Origin of the sequence: Nonomuraea sp. NPDC049625, assembly GCF_040675285.1 — a bacterium.
Classification (GTDB): Bacteria; Actinomycetota; Actinomycetes; order Streptosporangiales; family Streptosporangiaceae; genus Nonomuraea; species Nonomuraea angiospora_A.
Window position 1 is genome coordinate 480,693 of the sequence record NZ_JBFAOQ010000008.1, and the last position, 15,272, is coordinate 495,964.

A 15,272-nucleotide genomic window follows, 5' to 3' on the forward strand; every position below is an offset into this window, starting at 1 on the left:
TCTCTTGAAGACGATGGTTCGCGGGATCACGCCGAAGTGTCAACCCCGCACCCGCTCCCTACGCACCTGACCAGGGAGCTCACCGCTGAACCTTTCATCCCGGCCGCACGGGATCAGCCCGCGGCGAGGGCGGACAGGATGGAGTCGGCGATGACCCGATGTCCGGCGGCGTTGGGGTGGTCGCCGTCGGCGGCCAGCAGCGGGGTGTCGTCCCGGGAGCCGTCCCCTTGAACGGGCCGTAGACGTCGACGTAACGCGCGCCCTTCGCCGCGGCCGCACCGGCGAGGGTCCGGTTCACGACGCGCGTGAGGGCGTCGCTGTTCGACACGTACGCCGTCCCCTTGGCCCGGGCGCTGTCGCCGTCCAGGAACACGTTCCAGTAGCCGGTCACGACGATCCGGCTGCGCGGGCGGGTCTGCAGCGCGCGAACCTTGCCGAGGATGCCGTCCACGTTGGCGCGCAGCCGCGCGAGGTCGTTCTTGTAGCATGCCAGCCCCGCGCGGGGACCGCAGTCGTCGTCCTCGAGCGAGTCGCTGTCGAAATCGTTGGCGCCGATGGTGATGATCACCAGGTCGGCTTTCACGATGGCGTCCGTCGCCGACCCGCCGTCCATCTGATCGAGCAGCCCCTGCGAGGTGAGCCCTCCGGTGGCCAGGTTGTCGACGGCGACGCCGGTGCCTTGCCTGGTCGCCAGGGTCTTCCTGATCAGCGAGACGAAGGTGTCGCAGTCACACGCGGAGCCCGCAGGCACCGAATCGCCCAGCCCCACGATGGAGGTCACCGCCGCCGGGATGGGGTGCGGGGTGGCGACCGTCTCACCGGCTCGCGCGTCCCTCGCCACTCTCGCGACCGGGACGGTCTCGAGCGCGACGCTCCAGGCCACGGCGAGGACCGCGACCACCGCGACCCCTCTGAACCGCCGGGTCATGCCGGCATCGCGGCGGCCTGCTCCGTGACGCCCGCGCATGATGCCTGCCCACCGCACGCGATCGCCCCCTGCCCTACCGCCTCAGCCCCGCGTCACCGTACCGGCCGCCTGCGGCAGCGTGAGCGAGATGCATCAGCTTACGCTGGACACTCCACGCAAAACCCCATAACCACGGCAGAACCCACGGCCCGCGAGGACCCTTCAACAGGCGAGTCCCGTGCCGGATGGGTCTCATCGGCGCGACTGCCGGCCCCGGTGCCGCCGGATCAGGCGGCTCGGTGGCGCGGCCGACCGGACGGCCGATCCCGTTGATCACGTCACGCACGTACGCGGCGTCGCCCTCCACGCTACGCAGCGGGTTCGCCGCGGCGACGGCGGTCAACCGATGATCGTGCAGGCGCGGGATGACGCGGTTCCAGCCGGCCGATTCGGCGAAGGCGCCGTGGACCAGGACGATGACGGGCTGCTCGCTCATGAGTGGACCTTTCCGGTGTTCGGTACGTCGCGGCTTGTGACAGCCCCCGAGAAGTTCCTGGTCGATGTCCGGATTTTGGTGGGCCTACCAGTCATCGACGACGGTCACGCTAGGGACGTCACGGATGCGAAGGCGGCGCGGACAGGTGGATCCTGTCCCGGCAGAAGAGAAGGGGGCTGACGGGCGATGGCCGATCTGGACTATTGCTGGCGTCTTCGCGAGGTCATGGCGGAGCGCGGCATGTCCTCCACCGTGGAGCTGCGTCCCCTGCTGGCCGCTCGCGGTGTTGATCTGTCGCCGAGCCAGGTGTACCGGCTCGTGGTCGGCAAGCCGGAACGGCTCAGCCTCCGCACGCTGATGGCGCTGCTGGACATCCTCGGCTGCACGATGGACGACCTGATCGGGCCGCTGCCCGCCCGCCGTACCGGGAAGTGACCGCTCCTCCCCGCGATAACGCCTGACGAAGTCCGCACCCTCCCCGCCGAACACGCCGTTCGCCGCATCCATGCTCGCCGCCGCGCGGCGCCATCCAGCCGGTTCGTTGATCAGGCCGTCTGGATGAGATATTGCATTAGATGAAAGTCGGTCCCGGTATCGCCGGTGATGCGTGGTGCGGAAGATATGGCGTGGATGTCGGATAAGGCTGATCTTGGGGGTGGGTGGTCCGCGACAGGCGGAACCCCGCGGCCGGGGTGGCTGGTGGGCCGAGAGGCGGAGTGCGCGACGCTCGACCGGCTGCTCGCGGACGTCCGCGGCGGCGAGAGCCGGGTGCTGGTGCTGCGCGGCGAGGCCGGAGTCGGCAAGTCGGCGCTGCTGGACCACCTGATCGCGAAGTCCGCCGGGTGCCGGGTGGTGGCCGCGACAGGGGTCCAGTCGGAGATGGAGCTGCCCTTCGCCGCCGTCCACCAGCTGTGCGTGCCGATGCTGGACCTCCTCGACACCCTGCCCGAACCCCAGCGTGACGCGCTCGGGACCGCCTTCGGGATGCGCGCCGGGCCCGCTCCCGACCAGTTCCTCATCAGCCTCGCCGTACTCAACCTCCTGGCCCAGGCCGCCGACGCGCGTCCGCTCGTGTGCGTGATCGACGACGCCCAGTGGCTCGACCGCGCTTCGGCGCAGGTCCTCACCTTCGTGGCCCGCCGCCTCATGGCCGAGAGCGTGGCCTGCGTCTTCGCCGTCCGTGACTCCGGCGAGACCGGCGTGCTGCCGGGCCTGCCCGTGATGGAGGTCGGCGGACTGCGGGACTCCGAGGCGCGGACCCTCATCAGCCGGGTGGTCCCAGGGCCGCTGGACGAGGAGGTGCGCGACCGGATCCTGTTCGAGTCGCGGGGGAACCCGCTGGCCCTGCTCGAACTGCCCCGCGCCGCGTCCGCGGGCGGATTCGTGGCGGCGGCGAGCGGGCAGTCGCTGGCGGACCGCCTCGAGGACGGCTTCCAGCGCCGGCTGAACGGCCTGCCGGCCGCCAGCCGGATGATGCTGCTGCTGGCCGCCGCCGAACCCCTCGGCGATCCGGCCCTGCTGTGGCGCGCCGCCGACGTCCTCGGCGTCGACACCACGGCGGTCGACGAGGCCGACGAACTGATCGACTTCAGCGACCGGGTACGTTTCCGGCATCCGCTCGTCCGTTCCGCGGTGTACAACGCGGCCGTCCCGAGGGAGCGCCGGCAGGCCCACCGAGCGCTGGCGGAGGCGACCGACGCCGCCACCGACCCGGACCGGCGGGCCTGGCACCGCGCGCAGAGCGCCGCCCACCCCGACGAGAGCATCGCCGCCGAGCTCGAACGCTCGGCCGGGCGCGCCCAGGCCCGCGGCGGTCTGGCCGCCGCCGCGGCCTTCCTGGAACGGGCGGTCGGGCTCACCCCCGACGCCCGGCGCCGGGCCGAACGCGCGCTCGACGCCGCCAGGGCCAAGCACCTGGCCGGCGCGCTCGAGTCCGCGCTGGCGCTGCTGGCGGCGGCCGAGGCCGGGCCGCCGGACGAGCTGCGCCGCGCCAAGGCCGAATCCCTGCGCGCCGAGATCGCCCTGACCTCGAACCGCGGCACCTCCGCCCCGGCGATCCTGCTCAAGGCCGCCAAACAGCTCGAACCACTCGACATCGGCCTGTCCCGCGACACCTATCTGCAGGCGCTGCTCGTGGCGATCGGCGTCCTGCCCGGCTGGGACGGCATCATCGAGGTGGCGGCCGCCACCCGGGAGGCGCCACTCGCGCCCGGCGCGCCCCGCGCCGCGGATCTCGTCCTCGAAGCCCTCTCCCTGTCCTACACGCAGGACACCCTGACGGCCGAACCGGCCCTGCGGCGTGCCGTGGACGCCATCATGAGCGAGGAGACCCCGCCCGCCGAACAGCTCCGGTGGGTCTGGTTCGTCAACTTCTCCGTCATGAGCCTGTGGGACGACGAGGCCGGTCGCGACCTGACCCGGCACTACCTCCGCCTGATCCGCGGCTCCGGGGCGCTCGCGCTGCTGCCCCTGGCGCTCAGCCTGTCCACGATGCTGTTCCTGTTCGAGGGTGACCTGGCGGAGGCCGAGACCCAGAACGAGGAGGCGAAGGCGAACGCGGTCGCCGCCGACGTCTGGACCACCTCGGGAGCGATGGTGCAGACGGGCGGCGACCTCGGCCTCGCGGCGTGGCGGGGAGACGAGGAGGAGACCGAGCAGCTCGCGGAGATCATCGCGAAGGAAGGAGCGGTGCGCGGGGAGGGGAGGACGCTGGAGATCAGCCATTGGGTCCGGTCCGTCCTCTACAACGGGCTCGGCCAGTACGAGAAGGCTCTGGAAGCGGTTCTGCAGGCCGGCGTGGACCACCGGGCGCCGGGCGGCTGCGGGGTCCAGTGGGCTCCCCTCGAACTCGTCGAGGCCGCCGCGCGTACCGGCCGGCACGAGCTGGCCGCCCGTACGCTGGAGCGGCTCTCCCGCTCCACCCGGGCGGGCGGCACGGACTGGGGCCTCGGCCTCGAGGCCCGCTGCCGGGCGCTGCTCTGCGACGGAGAGCAGGCCGACCGCCTCTACCGCGAGGCCATCGACCGGCTCGGCCGCACCCGCATGCGCGTCGACCTCGCCCGCGCCCACCTGCTCTACGGCGAATGGCTCCGCCGCGAACGCCGCCGCGTCGAGGCCCGCGAGAACCTCCGAACCGCCTTCGACCTGTTCACCGGGATCGGCATGAAGGCCTTCGCCGACCGGGCCGCACGCGAGCTCCAGGCCACCGGGGAGACCGCCAGGAAGCGGAACGTCGAGACCACGGAGCAGCTCACCCCGCAGGAGGCGCAGATCGCCAGGCTGGCCCGGGCCGGCCTGACCAACAAGGAGATCGCGGAGCGCCTGTACGTCAGCCCGCGCACCGTCGAATACCACCTGCGCAAGGTCTTCACGAAACTCGGCGTCACCTCCCGCCACCAGCTCGACGACATCCTCTGAGTTCGCCCCTTCCCAACGGAGGCACGTCGCAGGCGGGCTCGTACGGCCCGGCCGCCCGGTGACTCCCGGGGCTGACCGGCTCCTCACCGGGGACCCTGGCCAGGCATCTCCCTGATGCGACCGGGGCACCCACCCGGCCACAGTTTGTGGTGTCGGCGACAGGCGCCCGCCGGCAGGCCGAACCGACAGCCCCTGCCTGACCACCCGTTTCCGGGACACCCGCACCACCCACGCCTGCTCAAGCGCGCCGAGATCACCGCCGCCTCGCCGAGGCGTGCCTCCCCATCACCAGCGTCCGCCGCGACTTCACGCTGCTCAAGCCCGCCTTCGGCACCCGTGCCGCGCGGGCCGCCGTCGCCCAGGCGATCGCGGTTCTTCGGAAAGGACAACTCATGAGCACCACCACGGCGGCTTACGGACCAGACCACTCGAGCTCCCTCGACCAGGCCGCCGCCACCTTCGTCGAGGTGCGTCCGCGCCTGTTCGGCATCGCCTACCGGATGCTCGCCGGCTCGGCGGAGGCCGAGGACATCGTCCAGGAAACCTGGCTGCGCTGGCAGAACACCGAACGCTCGGCCGTCGCCAACCCGGCGGCGTTCCTGACCCTGATCACGACGCGGCTGTCCATCAACGCCGTGCAGTCCGCCCGGTCCCGCCGCGAGACCTACGTCGGCCCCTGGCTGCCCGAGCCCATCGACACCGGCGCCGACCCCGCCGCCGGAGCCGAGCGAGGTGAGGCGCTCGAACTCGCCCTGCTGTTACTGCTGGAGAAGCTCACCTCGGCCCAGCGGGCCGCGTACATCCTCCGTGAGGCCTTCGTCTATCCCTACGAGCAGATCGCCGAGGTCATCCAGCTCAGCCCGGCCAACGTCCGCCAGCTGGTGAGCCGCGCCCGCAAGCACCTGAGCACCACCCGGCGCGGGTCGATCGGCACCGACGAACACCGCCGCCTCCTGTCGGCCTTCCTCGACGCCTCCCAGGAGGGGAACCTGACGGCCCTGGAGAACCTCTTCGCCGCGGACGTCGTCAGCTCCCCCGACGTCAGAGGCGCGGCGGCGAAGTCCGCCGGTCACCCCATCGCCCGCAGGACGTCACGCACCCGGCGCAGGTCCCGCATGCGAGCCTCGTACGTCGCCCCGACGACCACGAGCAGCACCCCGCCGACGGCGATCGGCACCCAGCGCGGCACCGCGAGGAACATCTCCGACACGTACGGGGCCAGTTCCCGCACCACGACCCCGGCGAGCACGACGCCCCCGATCACCGTGGGCGCCTGCAGCCGGGACCGGGCTCCGGCGAACAGCACCGCCAGCGCCAGCACGCCGAGCGCCAGCGACCGCCGCCATTCCGTGTCCGAGTAGACGACCACCAGGCTGGGGAGCATCGTGAAGGAGAGGCCCGTGCCGTAGGCCGCCCACGACGAGACCGGCCTGCCGCGCCGCCGCAACCAGCCGGATCCCAGCAGCACCAGCGAGCACGGCACCGTGTACGCCTCGACGACGGTGACCTCGTCCGCCCCCAGCCGCAGCCACGAGGCCAGCAGCAGCAGGGTGGTGCCGGCGTACCTGAGGCCGCTCGCACCGCCTGCCCACAGCGACATGAGCAGCACCAGCACTCCGGCCACGGCGAATCCCACGCTCGCCGCGACCAGGACGCGCAGGCCCAGCGAGAACCCTACCGCCACCGCTTCCAGCCCGAGGAACAGCGCGGCGAATCCCAGCCCCCAGACCCGCAGCCCCTTCAGCCTGGCCACCAGCGCCATGGCGGCGGCCACCAGCGCCAGGATCGGCAGCACGATCAGCGTCGCCGGCTGGCTGCCGAACGCGTACGCCGCCGCCCGTACCGCGGCCGGACCGGCGACGAGCGCGCAGGCCACCGCCCACCAGGGCGCCCTGCCGAGTGTGGCGGCCACCGCCGGCGCGACGGCCAGCCCCGCCAGCCCCGCCACCGCGGCCGGGTAGGGCATCGCGAAGGCTTGGGGTGCGACCGCGACCATGAGCATTCCGGCCACCAGCGCCCCGACCGCCAGCACCCGGAACACCAGCCCCCCGGACACCGGCGCACGGGACACCGGCGCGCGGGACACCGCTGCCTCGGACACCGCTGCCTCGGACACCGCTGCCTCGGACACTGCCCCCTTCATCGGCATCGGCCACCCGTCGATGCCGCGCACGGCCACCGCCAGGAGGCCGGCCGCCAACGTGCCCAGCACCGCCACGTCCGCCGGAGTCGCCATCTCGAACGGCGGCCACTGCCGCGTGTTCCACGTGCCCGTCCAGAGCACGTCCAGCCAGGCCAGCGGTGCCACCAGCGTGGCCACGAGCCGAGGCAGCACCACCAGCGTGGTCAGCAGCGCCACCAGCCCACCGGTGGCCATGCCCGCCAGCCGTACCCGCCGCCAGGGCAGCCAGGCGGCGGCGAGCACCACCACGAGTGCGGGAACGAGGTACGCCAGAGGACGCCAGTCCGTTCCCGGCCCGACCAGCACCGGCTGCGCCAGCGCCGCCGGGACGGCGATCAGCGTGAGCGCGGTCCCGACGGTGACCACGGCCGCCCAGGTCTGCCCCAGAGCCCTGCCCGGCCTGGCCAGCAGCCACGTCACGAACCCGCCGAGCAGAGCCAGCGCGACCAGCGGCGCCGACCTGACCAGCGCCTGACCGACGGAAGGGGACCCGAGCGCGTCCACCGCGCCCACCAGCAAGGCGAGGGTCGCGACCCCGCTGCCTGCCACGGCGGCCGTCACCCGCACCGCTCCCCGGCCATAACGGACCAGGGGGACGTCCAAGGCCGCCGTGGCCACCAACATGGCCACCAGCCAGGTCTCCGGCAGGTCGCCGGTCAGCAGCGGCAGGACCGGCTGCGCCAGCACCACGGCGACCGGAGCGGGCCCGCGCAGCCGGGTGACCCGGGCATAAGCCACCAGAATGAGCGCGGTAAGTCCGAACACCCCCGCCGTGTAGTGCAGCGCGTCGAGCGCGTCGACCCCGAGGAAGCCCACCCGCCTGGCCGCGTACCCGTCGAGCAGCAGCAACACGACCGCGAGCCCGGCCACGGTCTCAGCCGTCGCGGTGAGCCTGCGCCGGATCAGCACGACCGGCGCCAGCATGACCAGCGCGGTGAACGCGGCCAGCACGGCCGCCCGCCCGGCCATGCTCATCTGCCCCCAGCTCACCACGGTGAACACCACCGCCGCCACCGTCAGCAGCAGCCCACCAAGAATGAGCAGGACATTCTTCGCGGCACCCGGAGAGACCTCCCGCCCCGGACCACCGGGCCCCGCACCTCCAGGCCCGGCCGCCACCCCCGGATACGGCGGCAACCCGCCCGCGTAGGGAGGCGCCACCCCCGCAGCCCCCTGGCCCGCCACACCCGCGCCTGCCGCCCCCTGACCCGCCGCACCCGTCCCAGCCGCACCCTGACCCGCGGCGCCGGCGCGCAGGATGCCGAGCAGTTCCGTACGGCGGGCCTGCAGCCTGGCCTGCTGATCCCTCAGCCCGGCGAGAGCCTGATCCACCTGCCAGAGCTCGTGCGCGGCGGGCCCCTCCAGAGGCAGCTCACACCTCGGGCACCTGGACACCGGCCCTTGGGACCCGGTCCCGGACAACACCGCACCACAGTCCGGACATTTCATACTTCCACGCACCGATACTCCGTTTGAGCCTGTCGAGATGACCCATATTTCACCCCGACGCCCTTGCGAACCACTGTCACCGGCAACCACGAACGACGACCGGCCGACGCATGGGAGCAACCTCCGGAACCAAGGGCGCGTTCCGGGACGCTCAGCAGGCGGTCAGACACCTTGGTCCGCAAGAACGCAGCCGACACGGACCGTGGCGGCCGGACGTGACGTCCTGGGCGTGGGAGCGGATCACGATCCGGCCCCGGGCGACACCGCTTGATCAACGCGGGCCGGGCCCGCCTCGGACAGGGGGTCCGGCCCCCGGTCGAGGACCTGGGCGGTGATCAGGCATGCGAACGCCGCGAGGGCGAGCGCCGTACGGATGAGGTGCAGGTGCAACCACCGCCGGCGGCTCTCCTGCCAGTCGGCGGGCAGCTGATCGGGATCCCAGGCGTCCGCGATCCGGTTGAGAGACTCCAGACCTGTCAGGGTGAGGACGACGGTGAGGATCACCAGGATCAGCGCGGCCGAACTGACGCCGAAGACGAGCCATCCGCGGCGCCACGACAGGACCGAAACAACGACCATCGCCACGATCCCGGCCAAGAGGAGTGGCGGCATGGCGCGGCCGTAGTCGACGTTGAGGGCCGCGAAAGGCTGACGGGAAGCCGCGGACCGGCCGAACATCTGCACGCTCTCGGAGCCCTGCGCCCGGACCTCCCTCCGGCCAGGGCCGCCGAGCAGATCTATGTCCTCACCTCGACGGAGAACTTCGAGAAGCTGACCGAGGTGTGCGGGTGGAGCGAGGCCGAGTACGAGGAGTGGCTCGCCTCCATACTCGCGGCTGCCCTCCTCGGGCCCCCTCAGGAGTGAGATCCCCGGCGTGCTGAGGCGTCACAGAGCATCTGCGCCTGCCGCCACGACAGACCATCACGCACGCCGGAGGAGGTCATGACCGACGGCACGTCGGCGAGGCTGGGATCTGTCCGGACACTGCGCCCCGAGCTGGTCGGGCGGACCGGCGAACCGGCCAGGATCCAGGAGGCCGTCGTCGACGGACGCGGGCTGGTCCTCATCGACGGCCGCGGCGCGGTGCCGGCACTCGAGGACCTGCACTGGGCGGACGCCCCGTCGCTCGAACTGACCGAGTTCCTGCTTCGCCACCCGCCCGCCGCCGGATTCCTGCCGGCCATCGCCTGCCGCTCCACGATGATCCCGCCGGCGGTGGCCGACGCCGTCGCCCGCCAGGACGCGTACATCACCAGGCTGAGCCCGTCCCCGCTGGACGAGGAGACGGCGGCGACGCTCATGCCGGCGGTTGATGCATCGGATCAGCGGCGACAACCCCCTGAGAACCGGCGGCTCGGCGTCGGCACCGGGTGTGGCTCACCACCGAGAAGCGCGCCTTGCCGGCCGGCTCACGGAGAGCTGACCGCCCCGAGAAGCGCGCCGTTCTGGTCGGCGCGCCGAGACCGGGGATCGGGATCGCGCCCTCCACCGCCCGGGAGATCCTCAGGCGGGATTCGCCGCCCGGGCTGACGTCCACCACATGCTCCGGCTCCCTACGGACGCCGCTCCACGGGCGTCCGCGTCGGGCGGCGCGCCGCTGCCCTCCAGGCGGGTGGTGATCGCGATCCGGTTGTGCGCGTTGATCACTGTCGCGGCCCAGATCAGCGCCGCGAGCTGTGTCTCCTCGAACTGCCTCGCCGCCTCGGCGTACACCTCGTTCGGGACCTGCCCCGCGAAGACGAGGGTGATCGCCTCGGTCAGCGACAGCGCGGCGCGCTCCCTGCCGTCGAAGAGCTTGCTGTTCCGCCAGGCCCGCAACTCGCGGATGCGCTGCTCCGTCTCCCCCATGGCCCGCGCGTCCTGGGTGTGCCGGTCGAGCGAGAGGGAACAGCCGTTGATCTGGGACGCGCGAATCTTGATCAGCTGGAGCAGTCCCGGCGCGATGTCCGCCGCCTGCGCCGCGGCCAGAGCGGCCTCGTGCAGGGCGCTCATCGCGCTGGAGACTTCGGGGGTCACGTTCTTGATCGCAATCCGCGGGGCAATCGTGGCTACAGACATGTCGTGACTCTCATCTCGCTCGTTGAAGCTCTTTCAAGCAAGGACGGGCGCAGCGACGATGTGGCGATATGTCCCCCTCTCCGTCCCGCTCGAGAGCGCGCCCCCGGCACCAGGCCCTGCGCGCGCCCTCCGTACTGCATGGGATACGCGACATCGGCCGCCCCGGTTCGCACCACGGATCTCACCGAGGGCGCGCTCGGTCGGGAGCACAGGTCAGAGGTCGGGCCCGGCCGGGCGGGACCGTAAACGATTACCCGGAGTGCCGCTCAGCCGCACGCCTTCGCGGTGCCGCCGGAGCCGGTCTGGACGCTGCGGCGGCCGGGGTTCCACTCCACCTCGACCCTGCCCCAGGCGCAGGTTCTGGGGGCTCGGAGCATGTTGCCCCAGTGACGGCCGTTGTTGCCTGGCTTGAAGTCGTACGCGTCCCTCCTGTTGTCCACCGTGTACACGTAGATGGTGCCGCTCGCCTTGGAGTCGGTCCTGATCTCGACCCAGTTGGTCTTGCACCGGGGGGACCACCAGAGGTGGATCCGCCCGGCGGCCCCGCGGGGCTGATGCCTGGCGAGCGTGCCGGTCCGCACCACCTGGGCGGAGTTCCAGCAGCCCGTATCGGCCGGGTCTTGGTGGTCGTACGCAGTGGCCTGCGCGTACGCGGGGGCCTGCGCCGGCAGGACCGCCGTCATGGCGGCCACGGCGATGGCCGCAACTCGAAGCTGCACGAGGAGTCGACTCCTTACCTCGAACGACAGATGAAGAACGCCGAGGTTCAGAATAACAGAGCGCGTGCTCCAAAATTGCGGGCCGTGACTACCGCGGGACGAGGTCGCGGACGCCCGCGCGCATGCCGAGACAGGCGAGCACGCCGAGACCCGCGCACATCACCCAGACCGCGCCACCGACGTACTCGAACAGCGCCGTGCCGACGCTGGGGCCGACGGCCCAGCCCGCCGTCTGGCAGGTGGACAGCGCGCCGATGTAACGGCTCCGCAGGGCTGGCGTCGGGGCGGCGAGGGCCGGATACGCGCCGATGAACGGGGCGCTGATGATCTCTCCCAGCGTCCAGACGACGGCTCCGAGGATGAAGACCCACGGGCCGAAGGGCAGGCCGAACAGGCCCAGGCCGATGCCGAGGAGGAGGCAGCCGGCGGCGACGGTGGCCCGCATGGAGAAGCGCTGGATGAGGGTGGTCAGCGGCAGTTCGACGAGAATCACGAGCGCGCCGTTGAGCGCGACGACCGCGCCGTAGAGCACGGTCGGGTAGCCGCGTTGCTGCACCTCGAGCGGCAGCGTCGACTGGTACTGGACCTCGGCGACCGCCGTGATGAACATCCCGGCGAGGAACAGCAGGAACCGCCGGTCCCGCAGCAGGTCACGGTAACGAGCGGTGTCCTCGGGTGCGGCGGTGTCCTCGCTCGCGCGGTGGCCGGCCCCGGCCGGCATGACGAGCAGGACGACGACGGCGAAGAGCAGGTCGACGACGGCGTTGACGACGAAGACCACCTGGTACGAGAACGCGGCGGCCAGCCACACGCCGAGCAGCGGCCCGATGGCGGCGCCGAGGTTGAGCCCGAACCGGCTGGCGGCCGAGGTCATCACGAGCCGCTGCGGCGGCGTCAGCTCGGCGAGCATCGTCGCCGCCGCCGGGCGGTACATCTGCCCGAACGCGCCGGCCGCGAAGCTGACGATCAGCAGCGGGACGATGGCCGTCACGGCGGCGAGCCCCGCGGTGGAGAAGCCGCCCAGCAGCATCGACCACACGATCACCGCCCGCGCGCCGAACCTCCCTGTCACGCTGCCGCCGACGAACGTCCCCGCGATCGACCCCACCCCGAACCCGGTGAGAACGAGGCCGGCCTGCGCGGGGCTGTAGCCGATGCCGGTCAGGTACAGGACCAGGAAGAGCGCGACGAAGCTCCCCATCCGGTTCAGCGCGATGCCGAACAGCAGCACGATCGCCGGCCGCGGCAGCTCGCGCAGCGTGCGGATCACTCCGGCGGGAGCCTCGTCGGCGGGCGCCTTCGACACGTCGGTCATGCGGGGCTCCACGTGCAGCGCAACGCCGCCAGGGCCCGGTCGAGCGCGGCGGACAGCTCCTCACGGGTGGCCGCGGCGGCGGTGGCGAAGGCGACGCGGCCCTCCATGAGGTCCTTGTGCGGCAGCAGGACGACCTCTCCCGGGCGGACGAGCGGGACGGCCAGGTCCGCCTCCGGCGGCAGGCCGGACTCGTCGAAGGCGATCTCCTCGACGCGGGTCTCGTGCCACGGCGGGTAGGCGAACCTGATCCCCGCGCAGAGCGCGCGCGTCCGCGTGAGGTCGGGGACGTCGCCGCACGAGACCGCCGCCAGAGCCAGGCCCGGGTCTACCCCGGAGGCGCTGTGGCACAGGTACGAGATGAGGTCACCGCCGAGCCGGCCGTTGATCTCGATGAGCTTCGGGCCCTCGTCGGTGAGCTTGAGCTCGGTGTGCGTGGCGCCGGTCGCGTACCCGATGGCCGTGTGGACCTGGGTGAGGAAGCGGGTGATCGCGGGGTCGGCGAGCAGCGGGTCGTCCCCGCGCGTCCAGTGGCCGGTCTCCTCGAAGTACGGCGCGTAGCCCATCTCCTTGTGCGAGACGAAGACCGGCAGGACCCGGCCGTCCCGTACGACGGAGTCGACGCCGATCTCCTCCCCGGTCAGGTACTCCTCGATCATCACGGAGCGGTCCGGAGAGCGCAGATCGGCGGCCGGGAGGCGGTGCGCGGAGGCGAAGTGGTCGGCCAGTTCCTCGCCGTCGCGGACCAGCGCGACGGCCTGGCTCGCGACCCCGGCCCTGGGCTTGATGACGACCGGATAGCCGAACTTCTCCGCCACGGCGCGCGCCTCGGCCACGTCGGCGACCAGCACCGACTGCGGCTGCGGCACGCCGCGCGCGGCGAGGGCCGAGCGGGTGACGTGCTTGTCGCGGCAGGCGCGGGCCGCGTCGGGGCCCGGGCCGGGCAGGCCGACGGCGGCAGCGGCGAGCGCGGTGTCGACGACGTGGTCCTCGGCCCACGTCATGACCCCGTCAACGGCGCCGTCGGCGGCGCCTTGTGCCACGACCGCCCGGACGGCGGCCACGATGCCGTCCGCCGTCATGCCGGGTACGACGCTGACCCCGGTGACGTACGGCGCCTCCCACTCGGCCGGCCGGCCGATGACGAGGTGGACGTCGTAGCGCTCGCCGATCCGGCGCAGCATGAACTCCCGGTACAGGCGCGGCCCCGTCCCCACGACGACGAGCCGCTTCATGAGGGCCGCTCCGCGCCGATGCCGACGAACGCCATCAGCGCCGGTGTCTCGGCGCGGTTGTGCCAGGCGTGCCGGGTCCCCTGCTGAACGACGCACGCGCCAGGGGTGAGCCGGACCTCGTCGCCGGAGTCGAGTTCGAGCCAGAGCTCGCCTTCGAGGCAGATGCCGTAGTCGAGGGTGTCGGTGGTGTGCATCCCCGACGGGTCGCCGGGTTCGAAGACGTCCATCAGCCCGGGGAGCCGCTCCTCGACCTCGGCGTCGATCTCGGCCTGGTCCTCGGGCGACGGCGCGGCCGGCAGTCCGACGATCGAGGACGCGGGCGGGAAGCGTACGAGCAGCAGCCGCGTCCCGCCGGCTCCGGCGAAGAACGGCAGCGTGATCGGGTCGGCGGCCTTCGGTCCGACGGTCGCGCCGCCGTCGGGGCTGCCCCACAGCAGGTACATCTCCTGGCCGGGCAGCGCGCGGGCCGTGATCGGCGCGACGGGCGTGTCACGTACGATCACCGCCGCGCCGTCCGGGCCGAACCCGGTCACGACCAGGCGTGGATCGATCGCCATCAGGCTCCCCCTTGTCCCCGCAGCCGTTTCAGCGTGTCCTCCTCCGCCGCGCGGAGTTCCGCGCACGCGGCGGCCACGCGGAACGCGTCCACCTGGCCGATCGCCTTGCCGATCATCAGCTGGTTCCTGATGTCCTTGCACCGGCCGACGAGGTCCGCGAGCGCGGGCTCGACATCCGCGTACGCCGGTTGCCGCGCGGCGAACTCCCGCAGGCAGGCCCGTGACCCCTCATACACCGAAAAAGCGTCATAAAGCAGGGCGATCGTCCGCGCGGGCGTGATCCACCGCGTCCCCAGCAGGTCCGCGACCCCCTCCAGCAGCGCGTACGTGTCGTCGTACGTCCGCAGCACCTCGGAGAACGCCGCCGACGACCCGGTCACCGCCGCCGCCTTGTCGTACGGGCCGGCCGGGAACCAGCTGACGTGCCGCAGCTTCCCGTTGTCGTACGCCGCGGCGATGACGTCCTCGGGGTAGACGTACCGGCACAGCACGCTCGCCCGGTTGTCGTCGAGGATCGACCAGTGCCCGTCCGCGTACGAGGTGAGCGTGATCGTGTGCACGACGTGGTCGGTCCGGTACTCGGGGGTGTGCGGGAGGTAGTAGACGTCCACGAACAGGATCACGTAACCGGCGCGCCCGGCCGTGTCGATGACGAGCTCGCGCGCCTGCGCGTAGGTGTCGAACGGGACGTACTCGCGGGCGACCCCGACGCGGGCGAGGGCCGCGGGGTCGAGGAGCCTGCTCTGGAAGTCGTATTTCGGGCGGCCGAGGCGGATGACCTGGTCGGCGATGTCGTCGCCGCCGACCAGGCAGTTGTAGAAGACCAGCGGCAGGTCGGGAACCCGCTCGGCGAGCATGACCATGGCCTGCCGCTGGTAGCAGTTGAGGAACGACCGGTCGTATAACTGCTGGTCGTAGTCGTAGACGTCGTCCTTCATGC

General features: G+C 72.1%; 13 protein-coding genes. 4 read left to right on the top strand and 9 right to left on the bottom strand.

Annotation, left to right across the window (positions count from 1 at the left end):
- Positions 1-94: 94 nt before the first annotated feature.
- Entirely contained in the window at positions 95-928 is an 834-nt protein-coding gene (locus AB0J87_RS34135) for an SGNH/GDSL hydrolase family protein (protein WP_363971839.1), read from the bottom strand.
- A 73-nt stretch (positions 929-1,001) separates the two neighbouring features.
- Entirely contained in the window at positions 1,002-1,403 is a 402-nt protein-coding gene (locus AB0J87_RS34140) for a hypothetical protein (RefSeq protein ID WP_363971841.1), read from the bottom strand.
- Positions 1,404-1,589: 186 nt separating this feature from the next.
- Here AB0J87_RS34140 and AB0J87_RS34145 point away from each other — a divergent pair, with 186 nt between their 5' ends.
- The 3 genes from AB0J87_RS34145 to AB0J87_RS34155 all read left to right on the top strand — a co-directional run bounded on the left by AB0J87_RS34145 (position 1,590) and on the right by AB0J87_RS34155 (position 6,181).
- A complete protein-coding gene (locus AB0J87_RS34145) occupies positions 1,590-1,838 on the top strand; it encodes a helix-turn-helix transcriptional regulator (RefSeq protein ID WP_363971843.1) in 249 nt (82 codons plus the stop codon).
- 264 nt (positions 1,839-2,102) lie between these two features.
- On the top strand, positions 2,103-4,820 hold the full coding sequence (locus AB0J87_RS34150; protein WP_363971845.1) for an AAA family ATPase: 2,718 nt from the start codon (positions 2,103-2,105) through the stop codon (positions 4,818-4,820).
- Between the two features lie 392 nt (positions 4,821-5,212).
- Positions 5,213-6,181: a sigma-70 family RNA polymerase sigma factor gene (locus AB0J87_RS34155; RefSeq protein WP_363971847.1), complete on the top strand. Its 969-nt coding sequence runs from the start codon at positions 5,213-5,215 to the stop codon at positions 6,179-6,181.
- Positions 6,182-8,691: 2,510 nt separating this feature from the next.
- Here AB0J87_RS34155 and AB0J87_RS34160 read toward each other — a convergent pair.
- Complete coding sequence (locus AB0J87_RS34160) at positions 8,692-9,063, bottom strand: DUF1772 domain-containing protein (RefSeq protein ID WP_363971849.1); 372 nt, start codon at positions 9,061-9,063, stop codon at positions 8,692-8,694.
- 330 nt (positions 9,064-9,393) lie between these two features.
- Between AB0J87_RS34160 and AB0J87_RS34165 the strand changes: the two genes are divergently transcribed.
- On the top strand, positions 9,394-9,981 hold the full coding sequence (locus AB0J87_RS34165) for a hypothetical protein (RefSeq protein ID WP_363971851.1): 588 nt from the start codon (positions 9,394-9,396) through the stop codon (positions 9,979-9,981).
- Here the strand turns inward: AB0J87_RS34165 and AB0J87_RS34170 are convergent.
- From AB0J87_RS34170 to AB0J87_RS34195, 6 genes are all read right to left on the bottom strand, one after another.
- Positions 9,955-10,467: a carboxymuconolactone decarboxylase family protein gene (locus tag AB0J87_RS34170; protein WP_363971853.1), complete on the bottom strand. Its 513-nt coding sequence runs from the start codon at positions 10,465-10,467 to the stop codon at positions 9,955-9,957. The genes AB0J87_RS34165 and AB0J87_RS34170 overlap by 27 nt on opposite strands.
- Before the next feature lie 308 nt (positions 10,468-10,775).
- Positions 10,776-11,228, bottom strand: a complete 453-nt coding sequence (locus AB0J87_RS34175; RefSeq protein ID WP_363971855.1) for a hypothetical protein — start codon at positions 11,226-11,228, stop codon at positions 10,776-10,778.
- 88 nt (positions 11,229-11,316) lie between these two features.
- Positions 11,317-12,543: an MFS transporter gene (locus AB0J87_RS34180; RefSeq protein WP_363971857.1), complete on the bottom strand. Its 1,227-nt coding sequence runs from the start codon at positions 12,541-12,543 to the stop codon at positions 11,317-11,319.
- Positions 12,540-13,775, bottom strand: coding sequence for an ATP-grasp domain-containing protein (locus AB0J87_RS34185; RefSeq protein ID WP_363971859.1), 1,236 nt, complete (start codon positions 13,773-13,775; stop codon positions 12,540-12,542). Before AB0J87_RS34185 ends, AB0J87_RS34180 begins: the two co-directional genes overlap by 4 nt.
- Positions 13,772-14,332: a cupin domain-containing protein gene (locus AB0J87_RS34190; RefSeq protein WP_363971861.1), complete on the bottom strand. Its 561-nt coding sequence runs from the start codon at positions 14,330-14,332 to the stop codon at positions 13,772-13,774. The genes AB0J87_RS34185 and AB0J87_RS34190 overlap by 4 nt, the downstream gene beginning before the upstream one ends.
- Positions 14,332-15,270: a hypothetical protein gene (locus tag AB0J87_RS34195; protein ID WP_363971863.1), complete on the bottom strand. Its 939-nt coding sequence runs from the start codon at positions 15,268-15,270 to the stop codon at positions 14,332-14,334. The genes AB0J87_RS34190 and AB0J87_RS34195 overlap by 1 nt, the downstream gene beginning before the upstream one ends.
- Positions 15,271-15,272 lie beyond the last annotated feature (2 nt).

Coding starts and splice junctions, on each gene's coding strand:
- AB0J87_RS34135 (WP_363971839.1), bottom strand. CDS start 928: ATGACCCGGCGGTTCAGAGGGGTCGCGGTGGTCGCGGTCCTCGCCGTG.
- AB0J87_RS34140 (WP_363971841.1), bottom strand. CDS start 1,403: ATGAGCGAGCAGCCCGTCATCGTCCTGGTCCACGGCGCCTTCGCCGAA.
- AB0J87_RS34145 (WP_363971843.1), top strand. CDS start 1,590: ATGGCCGATCTGGACTATTGCTGGCGTCTTCGCGAGGTCATGGCGGAG.
- AB0J87_RS34155 (WP_363971847.1), top strand. CDS start 5,213: ATGAGCACCACCACGGCGGCTTACGGACCAGACCACTCGAGCTCCCTC.
- AB0J87_RS34160 (WP_363971849.1), bottom strand. CDS start 9,063: ATGCCGCCACTCCTCTTGGCCGGGATCGTGGCGATGGTCGTTGTTTCG.
- AB0J87_RS34165 (WP_363971851.1), top strand. CDS start 9,394: ATGACCGACGGCACGTCGGCGAGGCTGGGATCTGTCCGGACACTGCGC.
- AB0J87_RS34180 (WP_363971857.1), bottom strand. CDS start 12,543: ATGACCGACGTGTCGAAGGCGCCCGCCGACGAGGCTCCCGCCGGAGTG.
- AB0J87_RS34185 (WP_363971859.1), bottom strand. CDS start 13,775: ATGAAGCGGCTCGTCGTCGTGGGGACGGGGCCGCGCCTGTACCGGGAG.
- AB0J87_RS34190 (WP_363971861.1), bottom strand. CDS start 14,332: ATGGCGATCGATCCACGCCTGGTCGTGACCGGGTTCGGCCCGGACGGC.
- AB0J87_RS34195 (WP_363971863.1), bottom strand. CDS start 15,270: ATGAAGGACGACGTCTACGACTACGACCAGCAGTTATACGACCGGTCG.